A 17,439-nucleotide genomic window follows, 5' to 3' on the forward strand; every position below is an offset into this window, starting at 1 on the left:
TTATGGGGCCACGGGAGGCAATATGAATATACCGGACGAGGGGTTTTTTACGCTGTTGACGCAGGGGATGCGGAACCGCACGGTCGAAACCTTACAGCGCGCCCTTTACCACACCTTACGTGACGCTATCCTGCAGGGAACCCTGACGGCCCGCTGCCGTTTACCCGGATCGCGGGTGATGGCCGAACGGCTACACCTGTCGCGGAATACGGTCAATGCCGCACTGGAACAGCTGGCGCTGGAGGGGTACCTGACACGGAGCCGTCAGGGAACGCAGGTGGCACCACTCGCCTCCTGCCGCCAGGAGGCGGGTCAGATGCCGCCCGTCGTGCTGCCTGAGCGGCTGCAAAGGCTGCCAGCCGTGATGCGCCGCGACTCACCGACGCTGGCATTTACGCCAGGCATGCCGGCGGTAAACTATTTCCCGCTGCCGCTGTGGCGGCGACTGATGGATAACGTGCTACGCGAAGATGGTAGCGCGCTGCTGGGTTATGGCGAAGCCGCGGGCGATCCTTTGCTGCGAGAGGCTATCGCTCGTCATCTGGCGCTCTCCCGGGGCATCCGGTGCGATATCCGGCAGATCGTCATCACCGAAGGCGCGCTGGAAGGCGTCAACTTATGCGCCTCGCTACTGACCAACCCGGGCGACAGCGTGTGGCTGGAAGAACCGGGGTACCTGGGGGCGAGGAGTGGCTTTCAGCGGGCGGGACTGCGGGTCAGAGGAATGGCTGTCGACGATGAAGGGATGTGTATTGCCAACGGCGTCGCGGAGCCGCCCCGGCTCATTTTCACCTCTCCTTCACACCAGTATCCCTGTGGGAGCATCATGAGCGCCGGGCGCCGTCTGGCGCTCGTGGAATATGCCCGCCGGCACGGGGCGTGGATTGTGGAGGATGACTACGACAGCGAGTTTCGCCATAGCGGAGAACCGATCCCGGCGATGCTGGGAATGGTGCCTGATGCCCCGGTGGTCTATCTCGGCACCTTCAGCAAAACGCTGTTTCCGGCGTTGCGTATCGGTTTTATGGTTATGCCGCCCGCGCTGGCGGATGCTGCTCAGGACGCCATTGGCGCGCTGCTGCGCGGGGGACACCGTGCTGAACAGCGGGCGCTGGCCAGCTTTATCGAGAAGGGACACTATGCGCGCCATCTGGCAGCGATGCGCCGCCTGTACCGTAAACGTCAGCAACAGCTGCGCGAGGCGCTGGCGCAAGAGATAACCGTGCCGTGCGACGTTCTCGGCGGGGGAGGGGGGATGCACCTGACGGTGGCGATGGAGGGCGTTAATGACCGGACGCTTGCGCAGCAGGCGCGCCAGTTTCAGCTGGCGCCCGCCGCGTTAAGTCATTTCTATCTCGACCCGCAGCGAGCGCGGAGCGGACTGGTGCTTGGGTATGGCAATACCTCTGCTTCTCGCTATCTCCCGGCGCTGCGGACCCTAAATCGCCTTATTGCGCAGCACCGGCGCGCGTGAGGGTAAAGACATCGTAGAAGGAGAGCTCGCCTTTGGTGGCGACCATCTTTTTGAGCTGCGCCTTCTGCTCGCTATCGACGTCTGGCGACTGCAGGATACGGTCGATCAGCTGCCGGGGGACAAAGCGGGTGTTGTACCATTCCCCGTTGTAGCACACGCGAAAGTCGAGGACATCGATATCCTCGTAGCGATAGCGTGGATAGACGTCAAAGAAGAAAAAGGCGTTGAACAGAATGAACAGCACCACCAGCAACCAGACCGAGTCTACCAGCGTTTCAGAGCGCAGCATGACCACCAGCGTCGCCAGAAACGCGGCATACATGGCAACAAACAGTCCCGGATGATTGCGGATAAAACTGATGCTAAAACGCGGGCGATTATCGCGTTTTTCCTGGACGTTGAGTTCGTCAATGGTGTGAATCAGCAGGCGTTGTATTTCTGTCATCTTGGTCCTCGAATTCTGCAATGAGCCTGCCGCTCCCGGCGGACCAGGCGCGGCAGGCTCAGCCTGAAGGCTATTTTATGTTGCAATATTCTGCGGAGAAAGTAACAGATCAGTTACAGAAAAGCATAACAGTTACGGATTTGTCGGCGGAAGGCGCTTAATGATCTGCGCCGGGTTACCGCCGACGACGGTACAGGCAGGGACGTCTTTGGTGACCACCGCGCCGGACGCAATGACCGCATTATCGCCAATGGTCACGCCGGGATTGATCACTGCCCGACCCCCAATCCACACATTGTGGCCAATAGTTACCGGCTTGCCGTATTCCTGGCCGCTATTACGCGCATCGGCGTCCAGCGGATGAGTGGCGGTATAAATATGGACGCCTGGCGCCAGCATACAGTTATCGCCAATATGGATAGGGCAGACGTCGAGCATCACGCAGTCAAAATTGGCGTAAAAACCGGCGCCGAGAAAAATATTATAACCATAGTCGCAGCGAAAGCTTGGCTCGATATACGCATCGCCGGCGCGAGCGAACAGCTCGGCCAGAATATGCTGACGTTGTTCCTGGTCATCCGGGGCGGAATGATTATAACGGTGCAACAACTGTCTGGCGCGCAGGCGATCGGCGCGAAGCGTTGGGTCGCCAGATAAATAGAGCTCACCGGCGATCATTTTGCGTTTTTCTTCACTCATGGGTCTTCCTTATACCTGACTGTTGATGGCCGTAGCAGTATAAAAAAGAAACCGGTTACAGGGTTGCTGTTGGCTGAATGATGTGATGTCTATCACAAAGATACCCTATGGCGGCTGACCCGTACCGTCCGGCCAGCAGACCACGTAGTACGCGTAAATTAGCGGATAAATTTCCAGACAGAGGTCGGGATTTTATCGTATAGCTTATTCATGGTCAGTTCCGCCAGACGATGGTCGGCAGCTGAGTAAAATACCGCCAGTTCATTATCAGACAGTTCATATTTATTTTTTTCAATGACGCGCTCCAGCGTGTCAATTGTCTGGCAACGACGTAAGCGCATCAAATAGTCTGTTTTAGTTAATGGCTTATCAGACATAATTCCACCTTTTGATTGTAATAATTCTAACACGATAGACTGGCCGGGTTTTCCCGGCTGGCGTTGACAAAGCAACGAAATAGTCGGTTACCGGATTTTTTCCACTTTTGCAAATCCGTAGAGTTAATGCCGTAGTTACTGAACAACGTAAAAGTGTCGTCCAGATATTCGTCAACCTGAGCGATCAGCTTATTATCCTCTGCATACTTAATTTTATAATTAAGAGCGAATGTGGCAATGTGCTCGATCAATTCATTTAACTGGAGATTGACAGCCGACGTCGGGTCGTTGACCCAGCCATGGTTGCTCTCTTCCAGGTTTGCAAGGCAGTCATGATACAGCGTTTCGCAGAGAAAGCGTAGCTGTGCAATATCATGTCTTTTTGGCGAGTATTCGTCCATAACGCATCCCCTTTTGAGTGGTTTAAACGACGACTAGCAAACACCGTTGTGGGATGAACACGACTAACTGACCTGACACTAACTGAGTAATCCTGCTGATTTAACTATAATCCACTCTCCAACAGATTTCATCGTGCTATTACGAAAAATTACAATTATCAGCGAGAAATTATCTTAAAAATAGACGAATTAATTTCGCAGGCGCTGGCCCACAGCCGGAGAAATAGAGAAATCTTATGAATCATTGGTTTAAGGCAGGCAGCTGTCGCGTTCAGAAACCGCCGACCCGTGGATAATGATAGTAGGATTATTCCTGGTAAATGAGTGTTTGCCGATCCCGAGTTGTTGAACAAGCTGCTAAAAATAGCCTGCGCCATATCAATATATATTAAATGCAGAACGAAAAATAAACAATGGCAATATGTGCCTTGCCAGCCAGTGATAAAAAAGGGCCGCGGTAGCGGCCCTTTGTTCAGGAGTGAAGATTAATGATGCTCAACCTGATGGCTGTGCTCTATATCTTCCGATTTTTTGCTAAAGCGGCGACGAACCACCACAAAGAACACCGGCACGAAGAAGATCGCCAGGATCGTCGCGGTCACCATCCCGCCCATTACGCCTGTACCGACGGCGTTCTGCGCACCGGAGCCGGCGCCGGAGCTGATAACTAGCGGCATTACCCCGAGGATGAACGCCAGAGATGTCATCAGGATTGGACGTAGACGCATACGTACTGCTTCAAGCGTCGCCTCAATCAGCCCTTTGCCCTCTTTCTCCATCAGGTCTTTGGCGAATTCAACGATCAATATTGCGTTCTTCGCCGACAGGCCGATGGTGGTCAGCAGACCCACCTGGAAGTAAACGTCGTTGGTTAGCCCGCGGAAGGTGGCGGCTAACAGCGCACCGACCACACCCAAGGGGACGACCAGCATAACCGAGAACGGAATCGACCAGCTCTCATACAGCGCCGCCAGACACAGGAAGACGACAATCAGCGAGATGGCATACAGGGCAGGGGCCTGGTTGCCGGACAGTCGCTCCTGATAAGACATCCCGGTCCAGTCGTAGCCGATACCGGAAGGCAGTTTACCCGCCAGCTCTTCCATCAGCGCCATCGCCTCACCGGTACTCTTGCCTGGCGCGGCCTGACCGAGGATTTCCAGTGACGGCAGACCGTTGTAGCGTTCCAGACGCGGCGAACCGTATTCCCAACGCGAGGTCGAGAAAGCAGAGAACGGCACCATCTGACCATCGCTGCCGCGAACATACCACTTGCCGATATCTTCCGGCAGCATACGGTATTTCGCTTCGGACATGATGTACACTTTCTTCACGCGGCCGCGGTCGATAAAGTCGTTGACATAGCTTCCGCCCCAGGCTGCGCCCAGCGTGGTGTTAATGTCGCTGATGGAGACGCCCAGCGCCTGAGCTTTCTCCTGATCGATATCGATTTTAAACTGCGGTGTATCTTCCAGACCGTTAGGGCGCACGCCGGTCAGCACGTCAGGATGCTGCGCCACCATGCCAAACAGTTGGTTACGCGCCTGGGTCAGTTTTTCGTGGCCCAGACCGCCCTGGTCAATCAGCTCGAAGTCAAAGCCGGTCGCGGTACCCAGTTCAACGATAGCCGGCAGGTTAAAGGCGAAGACCATCGCATCTTTAATCTGCGAGAAGTAGCCCATTGCTCTCGCGGTGATCGCTTCAACTTTGTTTTCCTCACCCGGACGCTGGCTCCAGTCTTTCAGCGAAACGAACGCGATACCGGTGTTCTGGCCGCGGCCGGCGAAACCGAAGCCGTTAACCGCAAACACGGATTCCACGTTGTCCTTCTCTTTGGTGAGATAGTAATTCGTCATCTCATCCAGCACTTTCTGCGTACGCTCCTGGGTGGCGCCGGCAGGCAGCTGCGCCATACTCAGGAATACACCCTGGTCCTCGTCCGGCAGGAACGAGCTCGGCAGACGGACGAACAGCCATGCCATACCCACCACGATGATCAGATACAGCACCAGATAACGACCGGTGCTGCGCAGAATGTTGCCTACGCTGTCGGTGTAATGGTGCGTGCTCTTATCAAACATGCGGTTAAACCAGCCGAAGAAGCCGGTGGTCGCGCCATGGCTGCCTTTCTGAATGGGTTTCAGCATCGTGGCGCACAGCGCCGGCGTCAGGATTAACGCCACCAGTACCGACAGCGCCATCGCGGAAACGATAGTGATGGAGAACTGGCGATAGATGGCCCCGGTTGAGCCGCCGAAGAACGCCATCGGGATAAATACCGCCGACAGCACCATCGCGATACCAACCAGCGCGCCCTGAATCTGTCCCATCGATTTACGCGTCGCTTCTTTCGGCGGCAGACCCTCTTCCGCCATCACGCGCTCGACGTTCTCTACCACCACGATGGCGTCATCCACCAACAGGCCGATGGCGAGCACCATCCCGAACATCGTCAGGGTGTTTATCGAGAAGCCAAACGCCGCCAGCACCGCGAAGGTGCCTAACAGGACCACCGGTACCGCGATGGTGGGGATCAGGGTGGCGCGGAAGTTCTGCAGGAACAGATACATGACCAGGAACACCAGGATGATCGCTTCCACCAGCGTTTTAACCACTTCGTGAATAGAAATTTTCACGAACGGGGTGGTGTCATACGGGTAAACGATCTTCATCCCCGACGGGAAAAACGGCTCCATCTTCGCCAGTTCAGCGCGAATAGCGTTGGCGGTATCCAGCGCGTTCGCGCCGGTAGCCAGTTTTATACCCAGACCGGATGCCGGCTGGCCGTTAAACTTCGCCACTACGTCATAGCTTTCGCCGCCCAGCTCAATTTTGGCGACATCACGCAGACGAACCTGGGAACCGTCCTGGTTCACCTTCAGCAGGATGTTGCCAAACTCTTCCGTATTGGTCAGACGCGTCTGCGCGATGATCGAGGCGTTAAGCTGCTGGCCTTTCACCGGCGGCGTACCGCCTAACTGGCCCGCGGCCACCTGGGCGTTCTGCGCTTTCAGGGCGCTGATCACATCCACCGGCGTAAGCTGGAAGTTGTTCAGTTTGTTTGGATCCATCCAGATACGCATCGCATACTGGGAACCGAATAGCTGAACGTCGCCGACGCCGCTGGTACGGCTAATCGGATCCTTCATGTTGGCCGCCACGTAGTCCGAAATATCGTCCTGGTTCATGGTGCCGTTGGTGTTAATGACGCCGACAACCATCAGGAAGCTGCTGGACGCTTTCTCAACGCTAATCCCTTGCTGCTGTACTTCTTGCGGCAGCAGAGGCGTCGCCAGCGCCAGCTTGTTCTGAACCTGAACCTGGGCGATATCCGGATCGGTACCGGATTCGAAGGTCAGCGTAATGGTTGCCGTACCGGTGGAGTCGCCATTTGAGGACATGTACATCAGGTGATCGATACCGTTCATATTCTGTTCGATAACCTGAGTTACGGTGTTCTGCACCGTTTCGGCGTCAGCACCGGGGTACATGGCGGTAATGGAAATTGCTGGCGGCGCAATCGTCGGATATTGCGCCACCGGCAATTTGAGGATCGATAATCCCCCAGCCAGCATGATGATAATGGCGATCACCCATGCAAATATGGGGCGATCGATAAAGAAATTAGGCATGTCTTAACGGCTCCTGTTTAAGTTAAGACTTGGTTTGTTCTGATGGCGCGTTGCCTGCGGCTTGCTGTTTATCATCAGAAGCTACTTCCTGCGCTTTTACCTGCACACCTGGTTTGATTTTTTGCAGGCCGGTGACGATAACGCGATCGCCGGATTTCAGACCGTCAGTGACCAGCCATTTATCGCCGATCGCCTGAGAAGCAGTGACCTGGCGGACTTCGACTTTATCGCCTTCCCCCACTACCATGACGCTGGCGTCGCCGCGCGGCGTACGGGTAACACCCTGTTGCGGTACCAGCAGGGCGTCAGGGTTAATCCCTTCTTCCAGACGGGCACGGACGAACATCCCCGGTAGCAGGGTGTGATCCGGGTTCGGGAAAATAGCGCGTAGTGTGATTGAGCCGGTGGTCTGATCGACGGTGACATCCGAGAATTCCAGCGTGCCGGACTGCGGATACTTAAGACCGTCATTAGTCACCAGCTCCACTTTCGCTTTGCCGTTTTCCTGTTTCAGGCGGCCGTCGGCTAGCTCCTGCTTCAGGCGCAGGAAATCATTGCTCGACTGGGTGACGTCAACATAGATCGGATCCAGCTGCTGTACGGTTGCCAGGGCGGTCGTTTGACCATTCTGTACCAGCGCCCCTTCGGTCACGGCGGATTTACCGATCCGGCCGCTGATCGGCGAGGTGACTTTGGTGTAGGCCAGATTGATGCGCGCGGTTTCAACGGCAGCTTTCGCCGCGACCACGGCCGCATTGCTCTGCTGCGCCGTCGCAACGGCGGTATCGTAGTCTTGTTGACTAATATATTTGGTGCCCAACAGTTTCTGATAACGCTTGACCGTCAGTTGATCCATGTTTGCCGCCGCCTGGGCTTTTGCCAGGTCGCCTTTGGCGCTGTCATAGCTGGCCTGATAGGTGGCTGGATCGATCTGATACAGGGAGACGCCGGCCTGGATATCGCTACCTTCCACGAAGTTACGTTTTAAAATAATGCCACTGACCTGAGGACGGACTTCCGCAATGCGATAGGCGCTGGTGCGGCCTGGCAGTTCGGTGGTTATTTGTAGAGGTGCGGATTTGAGCGTCACAATACCGACTTCCGGCATGTGCTGGGCTCCCTGTTGAGCCGGTTTATCGTCACATCCTGTTAGCGCTAAGCTGCCTGAGAGCATCAGAACGACCGCCAGAGGCGTTAACCCTCTGTTTTTGTTCATATGTAAACCTCGAGTGTCCAATTTCAAAATGTTCAGTGGCTCAAACAACCACAAACCCACTACAGTCTTTCTATTATGGTCATGCTATGGTACATACATTCACAAATGTATGTAAACGTAACCTCTGTAAAGTCATTAACCTATGGCACGAAAAACCAAACAACAGGCACGTGAAACCCGGCAACTGATTCTGGATGTTGCTCTGCGTCTGTTTTCGCAGCAAGGCGTATCATCTACCTCGTTGGCAACAATTGCAAAAGCTGCGGGTGTAACGAGGGGGGCTATCTACTGGCATTTCAAGAATAAATCAGATTTATTCAACGAAATTTGGGAGCTGTCAGACGCCAGTATTAGCGATCTCGAAATTGAGTATCGGGCAAAATTCCCCAACGATCCACTCTCAGTTATCAGGGAGATTCTAGTCTATGTTCTTGAAGCGACAGTGACAGAAGAACGTCGACGATTAATGATGGAGATTATCTATCATAAGTGTGAGTTCGTCGGTGAAATGACCGTGGTGCAGCAGGCCCAGCGGCAGCTCTCCCTGGCGAGTTATGAGCGTATCGAGCAGACCTTGAAAGAGTGCATCGCGGCGAAGCTGCTGCCCGCCAATTTACTCACCCGGCGGGCGGCCGTGTTAATGCGCAGCTACCTTTCCGGGCTGATGGAAAACTGGCTGTTTGCCCCCGATTCGTTCGACCTGCATGCGGAAGCGCGGGACTACGTCGCTATTCTGCTGGAGATGTATCAATTCTGCCCGACGCTACGCGGCCCGGAGAGCTTGTCAGCTTAAAGGTAGCGCGCGGATGGGCGTGAATTTTTAGCCCCGTCCGCCGCTATTCGCCAGCGCTGAGAAGTGCTATTCTGCGCGCTTGCGACGACCCCCGGTATTCTCCGGCATTTGCATTCATTCATATTAACTATGCTGCACACGATCTCCAGGCAACGCGCCACGTTCATCTTTATTATCACGCTGCTCTGTTTTATTGGCCTTTTCAGCCCAGTCCAGGGCCGCGCCGCGGATCTCCCCGATCGGGCAGAGGTGCAGAGCCAGCTCAATACGTTAAACAAGCAAAAAGAACTGACTCCGCAGGACAAACTGGTCCAGCAGGATCTGACTCAGACGCTGGAAACGCTGGATAAAATCGAGCGTATCAAAAGCGAGACGGCACAGCTGCGACAGCAGGTCGAGCAGGCGCCGGCGAAGCTGCGCCAGGCGGTGGAGAGCCTCAATAACCTGAGCGATGTCCCGAACGACGACGCGACGCGCAAAACGCTAAGTACGCTCTCCCTGCGTCAGCTGGAGTCGCGCGTCACCCAGACGCTGGACGATCTGCAGAATGCGCAAAACGATCTGGCGACCTATAACAGCCAACTGGTTTCCCTGCAAACGCAGCCGGAACGCGTGCAAAATGCGATGTTCAACGCCTCCCAGCAGCTGCAGCAGATCCGCAATCGTCTGAATGGCACCTCGGTGGGCGACGAGACCCTACGCCCGACCCAGCAGGTGCTGTTGCAGGCTCAACAGGCATTGCTCAACGCGCAGATCGAGCAACAGCGCAAAAGCCTCGAAGGCAACACTATCCTGCAGGATACCCTGCAGAAGCAGCGTGACTACGTCACCGCCTGGAGCAACCGGCTGGAGCATCAGCTACAGCTGCTGCAGGAGGCCGTGAACAGCAAACGGCTGACCCTGACCGAGAAAACCGCCCAGGAGGCGGTTACCCCCGACGAAACGGCGCGTATTCAGGCCAACCCGCTGGTCAAGCAGGAGCTGGATATTAACCATCAGCTCAGCGAGAAGCTGATCCAGGCAACAGAGAACGGTAACCAGCTGGTGCAGCGCAATATCCAGGTCAAAAACTGGCTCGACCGCGCGCTGCAGTCTGAACGGGATATTAAAGAGCAAATTTCAGTTCTGCGGGGGAGCCTGCTGCTGTCGCGTATTCTTTACCAACAGCAACAGACATTACCGTCGGCGGATGAGCTGCAGGATATGACCAACCGCATCGCCGACCTGCGGCTTGAACAGTTTGAGGTGAACCAGCAGCGCGACGCGCTGTTCCAGAGCGATGCCTTTGTCGCCAAACTGGAGGAGGGGCACAGCAGCGAAGTGAACGATGAAGTCCACGCCGCGCTACTGGAAGTGATCGACATGCGTCGCGAACTGCTTGATCAGTTCAACAAACAGTTGGGCAACCAGCTGATGATGGCCATCAACCTGCAGATCAACCAGCAGCAGCTGATGAGCGTCTCGAGCAGTCTGAAGGAAATTCTGACCCAGCAAATTTTCTGGGTGAACAGCAATAAACCGATGGACTGGGAGTGGATTAAGGCCTTCCCGGAGGCGCTGAAAGGTCAGTTTAAGGCGATGAAAATCACCGTGAACTGGGAAAAAGCGTGGCCTGCGGTGTTTGTCGCTTTCCTGGCCGGTTTACCGCTGCTGTTGATTGCCGGCCTCATCCGCTGGCGTCTGCAGTGGCTCAAGGATTATCAGGCAAAGCTTGCTTCCCAGGTGGGACAGCTGCGCAACGATACCCAACTGCATACGCCGAAGGCGATCCTGATCGATCTGATCCGCGCCTTACCGGTGGTGCTGTTGATTCTGGCTATCGGTCTGATCTTACTCACCATGCAGTTAAATATTAGCGGACTGCTGTGGGCATACAGTAAAAAGCTGGCTATGTTCTGGCTGGTGTTTGGCCTGTGCTGGAAAGTGCTGGAAAAGAACGGCGTCGCGGTCAACCACTTTAATATGCCGGCGCAGTTGACCAGCCACTGGCGGCGGCAGATTGTTCGCGTCAGCCTGGCGCTGCTGCCGCTGAATTTCTGGTCGGTGATTTCCGAACTGTCGCCGCTGAACCTGATGGACGACGTGCTGGGGCAGTTGGTGATTTTCTTCAACTTACTGCTGATCGCGGTGCTGGTTTGGCCGATGTGCCGGGAAAGCTGGCGCGATAAAGAGTCGCACAGCCTGCGCCTGCTGACGATCACGGTGTTGTCTATCGTTCCGGTGGCCCTGATGGTGCTGACGGCAACCGGCTACTTCTACACGACGCTGCGTCTGGCGGGACGCTGGATCGAGACCGTGTATCTGGTGATGATCTGGAACCTGCTGTACCAGACCGTGCTGCGCGGCCTGAGCGTGGCGGCGCGGCGTATCGCCTGGCGCCGCGCGCTGGCGCGCCGTCAACATCTGGTGAAGGAAGGGGCGGAAGGCGCCGAGCCGCAGGAAGAGCCAACTATCGCTCTCGAGCAGGTCAACCAGCAGACGCTGCGCATCACCATGTTGGTGATGGTCGCGCTGTTCGCGGTGATGTTCTGGGCGATTTGGTCTGATTTGATCACCGTTTTCGCCTACCTCGACAGCATTACCCTCTGGCACTACAACGGTACCGAGGCGGGGGCCAGCGTGGTACGCAGCGTGACGATGGGCAGTTTGTTGTTCGCCATTGTGGCGTCAATGGTCGCCTGGGCGCTGATCCGCAACCTGCCGGGTTTGCTGGAGGTGCTGGTGCTGTCGCGGCTCAACATGCGTCAGGGGACCTCCTACGCCATCACCACCATTCTCAACTATGCGATTATCGCTATCGGGGCGATGACGGTATTCGGGGCGCTGGGCGTCTCCTGGGATAAACTGCAATGGCTGGCGGCCGCGCTGTCGGTTGGTTTAGGTTTTGGTCTGCAGGAGATCTTCGGTAACTTTGTCTCCGGCCTTATCATTCTGTTCGAACGTCCGGTGCGCATTGGGGATACGGTCACTATCGGAACCTTCTCGGGGACGGTAAGCAAAATCCGTATTCGCGCCACCACCATCACCGACTTCGATCGCAAAGAGGTGATTATCCCGAACAAGGCGTTCGTTACCGAGCGCTTGATCAACTGGTCGCTCTCCGACACCGTGACCCGGGTGGTGATCCGCCTCGGCGTCGCCTATGGCTCAGACCTGGATAAGGTGAAAGAGGTGCTGCTGAAGGCCGCGCACGATCATCCGAAAGTGATGCAGGAGCCGGCGCCAGCGGTTTTCTTCACCACCTTCGGGGCCAGTACCCTGGATCATGAACTGCGTCTGTATGTTCGAGAACTGCGCGATCGCAGCTACACGGTGGATGAGCTCAACCGCGCCATCGACCGCCTGTGCCGGGAGAATGACATCAACATTGCCTTTAACCAGCTGGAAGTTCATCTGCGCAATGAAAAAGGCGATGAAGTCACCGAAGTGAAACGGGACGGGAAAGGCGACGATCTGGCGCCCACCACCGCGTCCTGATCGAAGAGGGGCGGCGCAAAGCCGCCCCTGCTGTATCAGGGCGCCAGCGCGGCGAGTTCTTCATCGCTCAGCCCGGTGAGCTCCTGCACGGTTTGACGTTCGAGGCCGCGCGCCAGCATTCTGGCGGCGATGCTGCGAGTGGCGGCTTCTCGACCTTCCTGCTCACCCTCTTGCTGTCCCTGTTTACGGCCTTTCTCTTCCAGCCATTCGGCAATGGTCATCATCAGCTCCTTATGCCTGGGCGACTGCGCCGCCAGCGTGCGGATCAGCGCCCCCGGATGTTCCGTGGTTCCCGCCTGCAACATATAGCGCAGCAGCGTATTCATCTGCGCTTCTGTCAGATAGCCTTGCGTCATCAGCGCAATCAGCGGCACCTGCAGCTCGGCCAGATCGCGATGGCGGATATGCTTTTGCAGCAGCTCCAGCATGGCCATCCGCCGATGACGGGCGATCTGATTATCTGGCATTACGGTGAGGTCCACCAGCGGAAAATCATTGCTATAGAGCGCCTTCGCCAGCGCCGGATCGGCGAATAGCTGTTGCCAGTTGCGGGCCCAGGGCCAGGGGCTCACTTTGCCGTGATAAAACAGAATCGGCACCACCAGCGGCAGCTTGTCGTGGCCGGCGTCCAGATGACGCTGCATGGCGGCCAGCGCATAGCGCAGCAGGCGAAACGCCATCAGCTTGTCCGGGGTACTCTGGTGCTCAATCAGCGCGTACACATAGCCCGGTCCATGACGCGTGCGCAGTGAGTAAAGGATATCGGAATAGCTGGCGCGCAGGTCCTCTTCAACAAAGCTACCGGAGACCAGCTGCAGCGAATCCAGTTCGCAGATCGCCAGAAACGGCGCGGGGAGGTACAACTGCAAAAAATCCTTCGCGACCGCCTGATGCATGAGCATCTGGCGAAACACCGCGTCGTGTGGGGTTTGACTGACTTTTTCCATCAATATTGTCTCCAGTGGCGTCATGCGCAGAGGACCAGACTGCCAGCACACTGCCGGAGACAACATCCTACTTCTCTGGGTTTTGCGACCCGCTTTCCGCGTTTTTTAACTTGTTTGCATAATCCCGCCGGACAATTTCCAGCGCGCTCAGCACGGTTTGCGCCGGGATCTGATGCGATTCCAGCAACATGATTAAATCGACGGCCAGTTTGACCTCATCGGATGCATTTTCCAGCGACATCGGGCTCTCCTGTTAGCGCGTCAGCCGCGCCAGTACGTTTTCAATCTTGTCCAGCGCCTGTCGGCAGCGCGCCAACCGGCCGCTGTAGGCTTCAACTTCTTTCCCCAGCCGCTGCTGCTCGTCAAGGCTGGTCGCCTGCGCCAGCTGACGCTGGCGTTGGTCGCGCATCGCCAGCAGGCGGCGCTCATACTCCTGATGCTGCAGGCGACGGCGCTGCCAGCGGCTCAACGTTGGCGACGCGTGGTCCCAACTGCGCAAGGACCAGGTGGCGGTTTCACGGCGCAGCGCGGCGATTTGTGCCGCCAGACGCTCGGCAATCCAGACCACTTGCGGCAGCTGCTGGCGCTCGACGGCCTGGCGGAGCTGGTTAAAGTTGTGTTGGGCTTCCGCCAGATAGGCCTGCATCAGCGTGCTGCGGGTGTGGAAGAGCTGGCGGTCAAAGCGCGGGCTGAGGGTCGCGTGCTCCGCCAGCGGCGCCACCAGCGCGGCCAGCTCACTCAGCTGGTCGTTCAGCGTTTGTAAAAGTTGAGCAGTTTTCACCAACCCCCTCCATTTTCCGTCAGCCAACTGTGCTACAGTAGCCTCATCTGTTTGATAACGATTCGCATTATGCCACCTGTTATTTTAACCATTATCGGCTGGCTGGCGGTAGCGCTGGGTACGCTGGGCGTCTTCTTACCGTTGCTGCCGACGACGCCGTTTATTCTGCTCGCCGCCTGGTGCTTTGCCCGCTCATCGCCGCGCTTTCACCAGTGGCTGCTGTATCGCTCCTGGTTTGGCGGCTATCTTCGCCACTGGCAACAGTACCGCGCCATGCCTCGCGGCGCTAAACCGCGCGCCATTGCGATGATCGTGGTGACTTTTGCTATTTCGCTATGGCTGGTTAAGCTTACGTGGGTGCGCATCATGCTGTTGGTCATTCTGGCCTGTCTGCTGATCTTTATGTGGCGCATTCCGGTGGTTGACGCAAAGCAACAAAAGCACTGATGCGCAATAATGCCTGTTGCAATTGTTGCCGACAGCCAGTAAATTCTGGCGTTTTCGAGCGCGGGCAAGCCTGGTCAAAGGTTAAACAAATGTTTCTTTGGCCCCTTTTGCACGCCCGTGGGTAATACCGTTTCAATCAGGCATACACTTATGACCGCAACTGCACAGCAGCTTGAATATCTGAAGAACAGCATCCAGAGTATCGAGGATTATCCAAAACCTGGCATTCTTTTCCGCGATGTCACCAGCTTACTGGAAGACCCGAAGGCCTACGCGCTTAGCATTGAACTGCTGACCGAGCGCTACAAAGACGCGGGTATTACCAAAGTGGTAGGGACTGAGGCGCGTGGCTTCCTGTTCGGCGCACCGGTCGCGCTGGCGCTGGGCGTGGGCTTTGTTCCGGTACGCAAGCCGCGTAAGTTGCCGCGTGAAACCATTGCCGAGACCTATGAGCTGGAGTATGGCACCGATCAGCTGGAGATCCACGTTGACGCCATTAAACCGGGCGATAAAGTGCTGGTGGTTGACGATCTGCTGGCGACCGGCGGCACTATCGACGCCACGGTCAAACTGATCCGCCGCCTCGGCGGCGAAGTGCACGATGCCGCTTTCATTATCAATCTCTTCGATCTGGGCGGCGAACAGCGCCTGGAGAAGCTGGGGATCCACTGCTACTGTCTGGTGCCGTTCCCGGGCCACTAAGCAAATCCCTCCACATAGCCTCGCCGATCGGGCGGGGCTGTGATAGCATGACCCCTTCGTGATTTCACCTTCCAGCGTTTCAGAGCCAGCCCATGAGTTATCAGGTCTTAGCCCGTAAATGGCGCCCACAAACCTTTGCTGACGTCGTCGGCCAGGAACATGTGCTGACCGCACTGGCGAACGGCTTGTCGTTAGGGCGCATTCATCACGCTTATCTTTTTTCCGGTACCCGCGGGGTCGGGAAGACCTCCATCGCCCGTCTGCTGGCGAAAGGGTTAAACTGTGAAACCGGCATCACCGCCACCCCCTGCGGCGTGTGCGATAACTGCCGGGAAATTGAACAGGGGCGCTTTGTCGATCTGATTGAGATTGACGCCGCCTCGCGAACCAAAGTCGAAGATACCCGCGATCTGCTGGACAACGTCCAGTACGCGCCGGCCCGCGGCCGCTTTAAGGTCTATCTCATCGACGAAGTCCATATGCTGTCGCGTCACAGTTTCAACGCGTTGTTAAAAACGCTGGAGGAGCCGCCGGCGCACGTCAAATTCCTGCTGGCGACGACGGATCCGCAGAAGCTGCCGGTAACGATCTTATCCCGCTGCCTGCAGTTCCACCTGAAGGCGCTGGACGTTGAACAGATCCGCCATCAGCTGGAGCATATTCTTGGCGAAGAGCAGATTGCCTTTGAGCCCCGCGCGCTGCAGCTGTTGTCGCGGGCGGCCGATGGCAGCCTGCGCGATGCCTTAAGCCTGACCGATCAGGCGATTGCCAGTGGGGAAGGGCAGCTGACGGCCGCATCGGTGAGCACCATGCTCGGCACCCTTGATGACGATCAGGCGCTGTCGCTGATTGAAGCGCTGGTTGCTGCCGACGGCGAGCGGGTCATGGCGGGCGTCAATGACGCCGCCGCACGCGGCGTCGAGTGGGAGGCGCTGCTGGTCGAGATGCAGAGCCTGCTGCACCGCATCGCCATGGTTCAGCTGTCGCCTTCGGCGCTGGGCGCCGACATGGCCGCGGTCGAAGTGCGGATGCGCGAACTGGCGCGAACCGTACCGCCCGGCGACGTTCAGCTCTACTACCAAACGCTGCTGATTGGCCGCAAAGAGCTGCCTTACGCCCCGGACCGGCGGATGGGCGTCGAAATGACGCTGCTGCGCGCCCTGGCGTTTCATCCGCGTAAGCCGCTGCCGGAGCCGGAGGTGCAGCCGGCACAGGCCGCCGCGCCCGCGCCGCGTCAGCCGGTTGCCCCCGCCGCGCCGCCGCCACAGTCGCCGCAGAGTTTGCCGCCGACCACCAGCCAGGTGCTGGCGGCCCGCAGCCACCTGCAGCGCAGTCAGGGAGCAACCACCCCAAAAAAGAGTGAACCGGCAGCCGCTTCCCGCGCGCGGCCGGTGAATAACGCTGCGCTGGAGCGACTGAGTTCGATTACCGAGCGCGTCCAGGCTCGTCCGGCCGCGGCCGCGCTGGAGCAGGCCCCGGCGAAGAAAGAGGCCTATCGCTGGAAGGCGACGACGGTGGTGGAAGAGAGCAAAGTCGAAGTCGCCACGCCCAAAGCGCTGAAAAAGGCGCTGGAGCATGAGAAGACGCCGGAGCTGGCGGCCAAGCTCGCCGAAGAAGCGGTCGAGCGCGACAGCTGGGCGGCGGAAGTGAGCCAGCTGGCGGTACCGAAGCTGGTCGAGCAGGTGGCGCTCAACGCGTGGAAAGAGCAGGAGGGCAGCCGCGTCTGTCTGCATCTGCGTCCCAGCCAGCGCCACCTCAATTCCGCCAGCGCGCAGCAAAAGCTGGCTGAAGCGCTGGGGGTGTTGTACGGTACGCCGGTTGAATTGACCATCGTGGAAGACGATAATCCCGCGATGCGTACGCCGCTGGAGTGGCGGCAGGCTATTTATGAAGAGAAGCTCGCGCAGGCGCGCGAAGCCATTATCGCGGATAATAACATTCAGACCCTGCGTCGTTTCTTCGACGCCGATCTGGATGAAGAGAGTATTCGCCCCATTTGAATGCCAGTCTGACTGGCATTCAGTACCTTTAACGATGACTGACTGAGA

The 17,439-nt window shown here is 57.2% G+C and carries 16 protein-coding genes and 1 other annotated feature; of the genes, 7 read left to right on the plus strand and 9 right to left on the minus strand.

Annotated features, from left to right (window positions below; all coding sequences use genetic code 11):
• Nucleotides 1-22 precede the first annotated feature (22 nt).
• Complete coding sequence (locus HMPREF3140_RS22495; protein ID WP_032410933.1) at nucleotides 23-1,474, plus strand: MocR-like pyridoxine biosynthesis transcription factor PdxR; 1,452 nt, start codon at nucleotides 23-25, stop codon at nucleotides 1,472-1,474.
• On the opposite strand, the gene HMPREF3140_RS22500 is transcribed toward HMPREF3140_RS22495, so the two are convergent.
• Entirely contained in the window at nucleotides 1,449-1,919 is a 471-nt protein-coding gene (locus HMPREF3140_RS22500) for a YlaC family protein (RefSeq protein ID WP_002892026.1), read from the minus strand. The two genes, HMPREF3140_RS22495 and HMPREF3140_RS22500, sit on opposite strands and share 26 nt — an antisense overlap.
• A gap of 20 nt (nucleotides 1,920-1,939) precedes the next feature.
• On the opposite strand from HMPREF3140_RS22500, the gene HMPREF3140_RS28960 reads away from it, so the two are divergent.
• Nucleotides 1,940-2,080, plus strand: a complete 141-nt coding sequence (locus tag HMPREF3140_RS28960; protein ID WP_032410934.1) for a hypothetical protein — start codon at nucleotides 1,940-1,942, stop codon at nucleotides 2,078-2,080.
• Here the strand turns inward: HMPREF3140_RS28960 and maa are convergent.
• The 5 genes from maa to acrA all read right to left on the minus strand — a co-directional run bounded on the left by maa (nucleotide 2,052) and on the right by acrA (nucleotide 8,244).
• On the minus strand, nucleotides 2,052-2,618 hold the full coding sequence (gene maa, locus HMPREF3140_RS22510) for a maltose O-acetyltransferase (RefSeq protein WP_002892030.1): 567 nt from the start codon (nucleotides 2,616-2,618) through the stop codon (nucleotides 2,052-2,054). The two genes, HMPREF3140_RS28960 and maa, sit on opposite strands and share 29 nt — an antisense overlap.
• 158 nt (nucleotides 2,619-2,776) lie before the next feature.
• On the minus strand, nucleotides 2,777-2,995 hold the full coding sequence (locus HMPREF3140_RS22515; RefSeq protein WP_002892050.1) for an HHA domain-containing protein: 219 nt from the start codon (nucleotides 2,993-2,995) through the stop codon (nucleotides 2,777-2,779).
• A 26-nt stretch (nucleotides 2,996-3,021) separates the two neighbouring features.
• Complete coding sequence (gene tomB / locus HMPREF3140_RS22520) at nucleotides 3,022-3,396, minus strand: Hha toxicity modulator TomB (protein WP_002892066.1); 375 nt, start codon at nucleotides 3,394-3,396, stop codon at nucleotides 3,022-3,024.
• Nucleotides 3,397-3,881: 485 nt separating this feature from the next.
• Nucleotides 3,882-7,028 carry a multidrug efflux RND transporter permease subunit AcrB gene (gene acrB, locus HMPREF3140_RS22525; RefSeq protein ID WP_002892069.1) on the minus strand — a complete coding sequence of 1,049 codons (3,147 nt, stop codon included), beginning with the start codon at nucleotides 7,026-7,028 and terminating at the stop codon, nucleotides 3,882-3,884.
• 22 nt (nucleotides 7,029-7,050) lie between these two features.
• Entirely contained in the window at nucleotides 7,051-8,244 is a 1,194-nt protein-coding gene (gene acrA / locus HMPREF3140_RS22530; protein WP_004177236.1) for a multidrug efflux RND transporter periplasmic adaptor subunit AcrA, read from the minus strand.
• A gap of 142 nt (nucleotides 8,245-8,386) precedes the next feature.
• Between acrA and acrR the strand changes: the two genes are divergently transcribed.
• Nucleotides 8,387-9,037, plus strand: a complete 651-nt coding sequence (acrR, locus tag HMPREF3140_RS22535; protein WP_002892080.1) for a multidrug efflux transporter transcriptional repressor AcrR — start codon at nucleotides 8,387-8,389, stop codon at nucleotides 9,035-9,037.
• Between the two features lie 129 nt (nucleotides 9,038-9,166).
• Entirely contained in the window at nucleotides 9,167-12,514 is a 3,348-nt protein-coding gene (gene mscK, locus HMPREF3140_RS22540) for a mechanosensitive channel MscK (RefSeq protein WP_004177234.1), read from the plus strand.
• Nucleotides 12,515-12,549: 35 nt separating this feature from the next.
• Here mscK and HMPREF3140_RS22545 read toward each other — a convergent pair whose 3' ends face one another.
• The 3 genes from HMPREF3140_RS22545 to priC all read right to left on the minus strand — a co-directional run bounded on the left by HMPREF3140_RS22545 (nucleotide 12,550) and on the right by priC (nucleotide 14,242).
• Nucleotides 12,550-13,461 (minus strand): Rpn family recombination-promoting nuclease/putative transposase, encoded by a 912-nt coding sequence (locus HMPREF3140_RS22545; protein ID WP_032410936.1) that lies wholly within the window; start codon nucleotides 13,459-13,461, stop codon nucleotides 12,550-12,552.
• Between the two features lie 67 nt (nucleotides 13,462-13,528).
• Complete coding sequence (rsmS, locus tag HMPREF3140_RS22550) at nucleotides 13,529-13,702, minus strand: pleiotropic regulatory protein RsmS (protein ID WP_002892136.1); 174 nt, start codon at nucleotides 13,700-13,702, stop codon at nucleotides 13,529-13,531.
• Between the two features lie 12 nt (nucleotides 13,703-13,714).
• Nucleotides 13,715-14,242 (minus strand): primosomal replication protein N'', encoded by a 528-nt coding sequence (gene priC, locus HMPREF3140_RS22555; RefSeq protein WP_002892142.1) that lies wholly within the window; start codon nucleotides 14,240-14,242, stop codon nucleotides 13,715-13,717.
• A 69-nt stretch (nucleotides 14,243-14,311) separates the two neighbouring features.
• On the opposite strand from priC, the gene HMPREF3140_RS22560 reads away from it, so the two are divergent.
• From HMPREF3140_RS22560 to dnaX, 3 genes are all read left to right on the plus strand, one after another.
• Complete coding sequence (locus tag HMPREF3140_RS22560; RefSeq protein ID WP_002892144.1) at nucleotides 14,312-14,689, plus strand: DUF454 family protein; 378 nt, start codon at nucleotides 14,312-14,314, stop codon at nucleotides 14,687-14,689.
• A 150-nt stretch (nucleotides 14,690-14,839) separates the two neighbouring features.
• Nucleotides 14,840-15,391, plus strand: a complete 552-nt coding sequence (gene apt, locus HMPREF3140_RS22565) for an adenine phosphoribosyltransferase (RefSeq protein WP_004177230.1) — start codon at nucleotides 14,840-14,842, stop codon at nucleotides 15,389-15,391.
• Between the two features lie 92 nt (nucleotides 15,392-15,483).
• Nucleotides 15,484-17,391, plus strand: coding sequence for a DNA polymerase III subunit gamma/tau (gene dnaX, locus HMPREF3140_RS22570; protein WP_004147381.1), 1,908 nt, complete (start codon nucleotides 15,484-15,486; stop codon nucleotides 17,389-17,391).
• Nucleotides 16,724-16,788, plus strand: a sequence feature (DnaX frameshifting element). (Overlaps the previous gene by 65 nt.)
• Nucleotides 17,392-17,439 lie beyond the last annotated feature (48 nt).

This window comes from Klebsiella sp. HMSC16A12, assembly GCF_001808265.1.
GTDB classification, from domain to species: domain Bacteria; phylum Pseudomonadota; class Gammaproteobacteria; order Enterobacterales; family Enterobacteriaceae; genus Klebsiella; species Klebsiella pneumoniae.

Coding starts and splice junctions, on each gene's coding strand:
- tomB (WP_002892066.1), bottom strand. CDS start 3,396: ATGGACGAATACTCGCCAAAAAGACATGATATTGCACAGCTACGCTTT.
- rsmS (WP_002892136.1), bottom strand. CDS start 13,702: ATGTCGCTGGAAAATGCATCCGATGAGGTCAAACTGGCCGTCGATTTA.
- maa (WP_002892030.1), bottom strand. CDS start 2,618: ATGAGTGAAGAAAAACGCAAAATGATCGCCGGTGAGCTCTATTTATCT.
- apt (WP_004177230.1), top strand. CDS start 14,840: ATGACCGCAACTGCACAGCAGCTTGAATATCTGAAGAACAGCATCCAG.
- mscK (WP_004177234.1), top strand. CDS start 9,167: ATGCTGCACACGATCTCCAGGCAACGCGCCACGTTCATCTTTATTATC.
- acrR (WP_002892080.1), top strand. CDS start 8,387: ATGGCACGAAAAACCAAACAACAGGCACGTGAAACCCGGCAACTGATT.
- acrA (WP_004177236.1), bottom strand. CDS start 8,244: ATGAACAAAAACAGAGGGTTAACGCCTCTGGCGGTCGTTCTGATGCTC.
- acrB (WP_002892069.1), bottom strand. CDS start 7,028: ATGCCTAATTTCTTTATCGATCGCCCCATATTTGCATGGGTGATCGCC.
- dnaX (WP_004147381.1), top strand. CDS start 15,484: ATGAGTTATCAGGTCTTAGCCCGTAAATGGCGCCCACAAACCTTTGCT.
- HMPREF3140_RS22545 (WP_032410936.1), bottom strand. CDS start 13,461: ATGGAAAAAGTCAGTCAAACCCCACACGACGCGGTGTTTCGCCAGATG.
- HMPREF3140_RS22495 (WP_032410933.1), top strand. CDS start 23: ATGAATATACCGGACGAGGGGTTTTTTACGCTGTTGACGCAGGGGATG.
- HMPREF3140_RS28960 (WP_032410934.1), top strand. CDS start 1,940: ATGAGCCTGCCGCTCCCGGCGGACCAGGCGCGGCAGGCTCAGCCTGAA.
- HMPREF3140_RS22500 (WP_002892026.1), bottom strand. CDS start 1,919: ATGACAGAAATACAACGCCTGCTGATTCACACCATTGACGAACTCAAC.
- HMPREF3140_RS22515 (WP_002892050.1), bottom strand. CDS start 2,995: ATGTCTGATAAGCCATTAACTAAAACAGACTATTTGATGCGCTTACGT.
- HMPREF3140_RS22560 (WP_002892144.1), top strand. CDS start 14,312: ATGCCACCTGTTATTTTAACCATTATCGGCTGGCTGGCGGTAGCGCTG.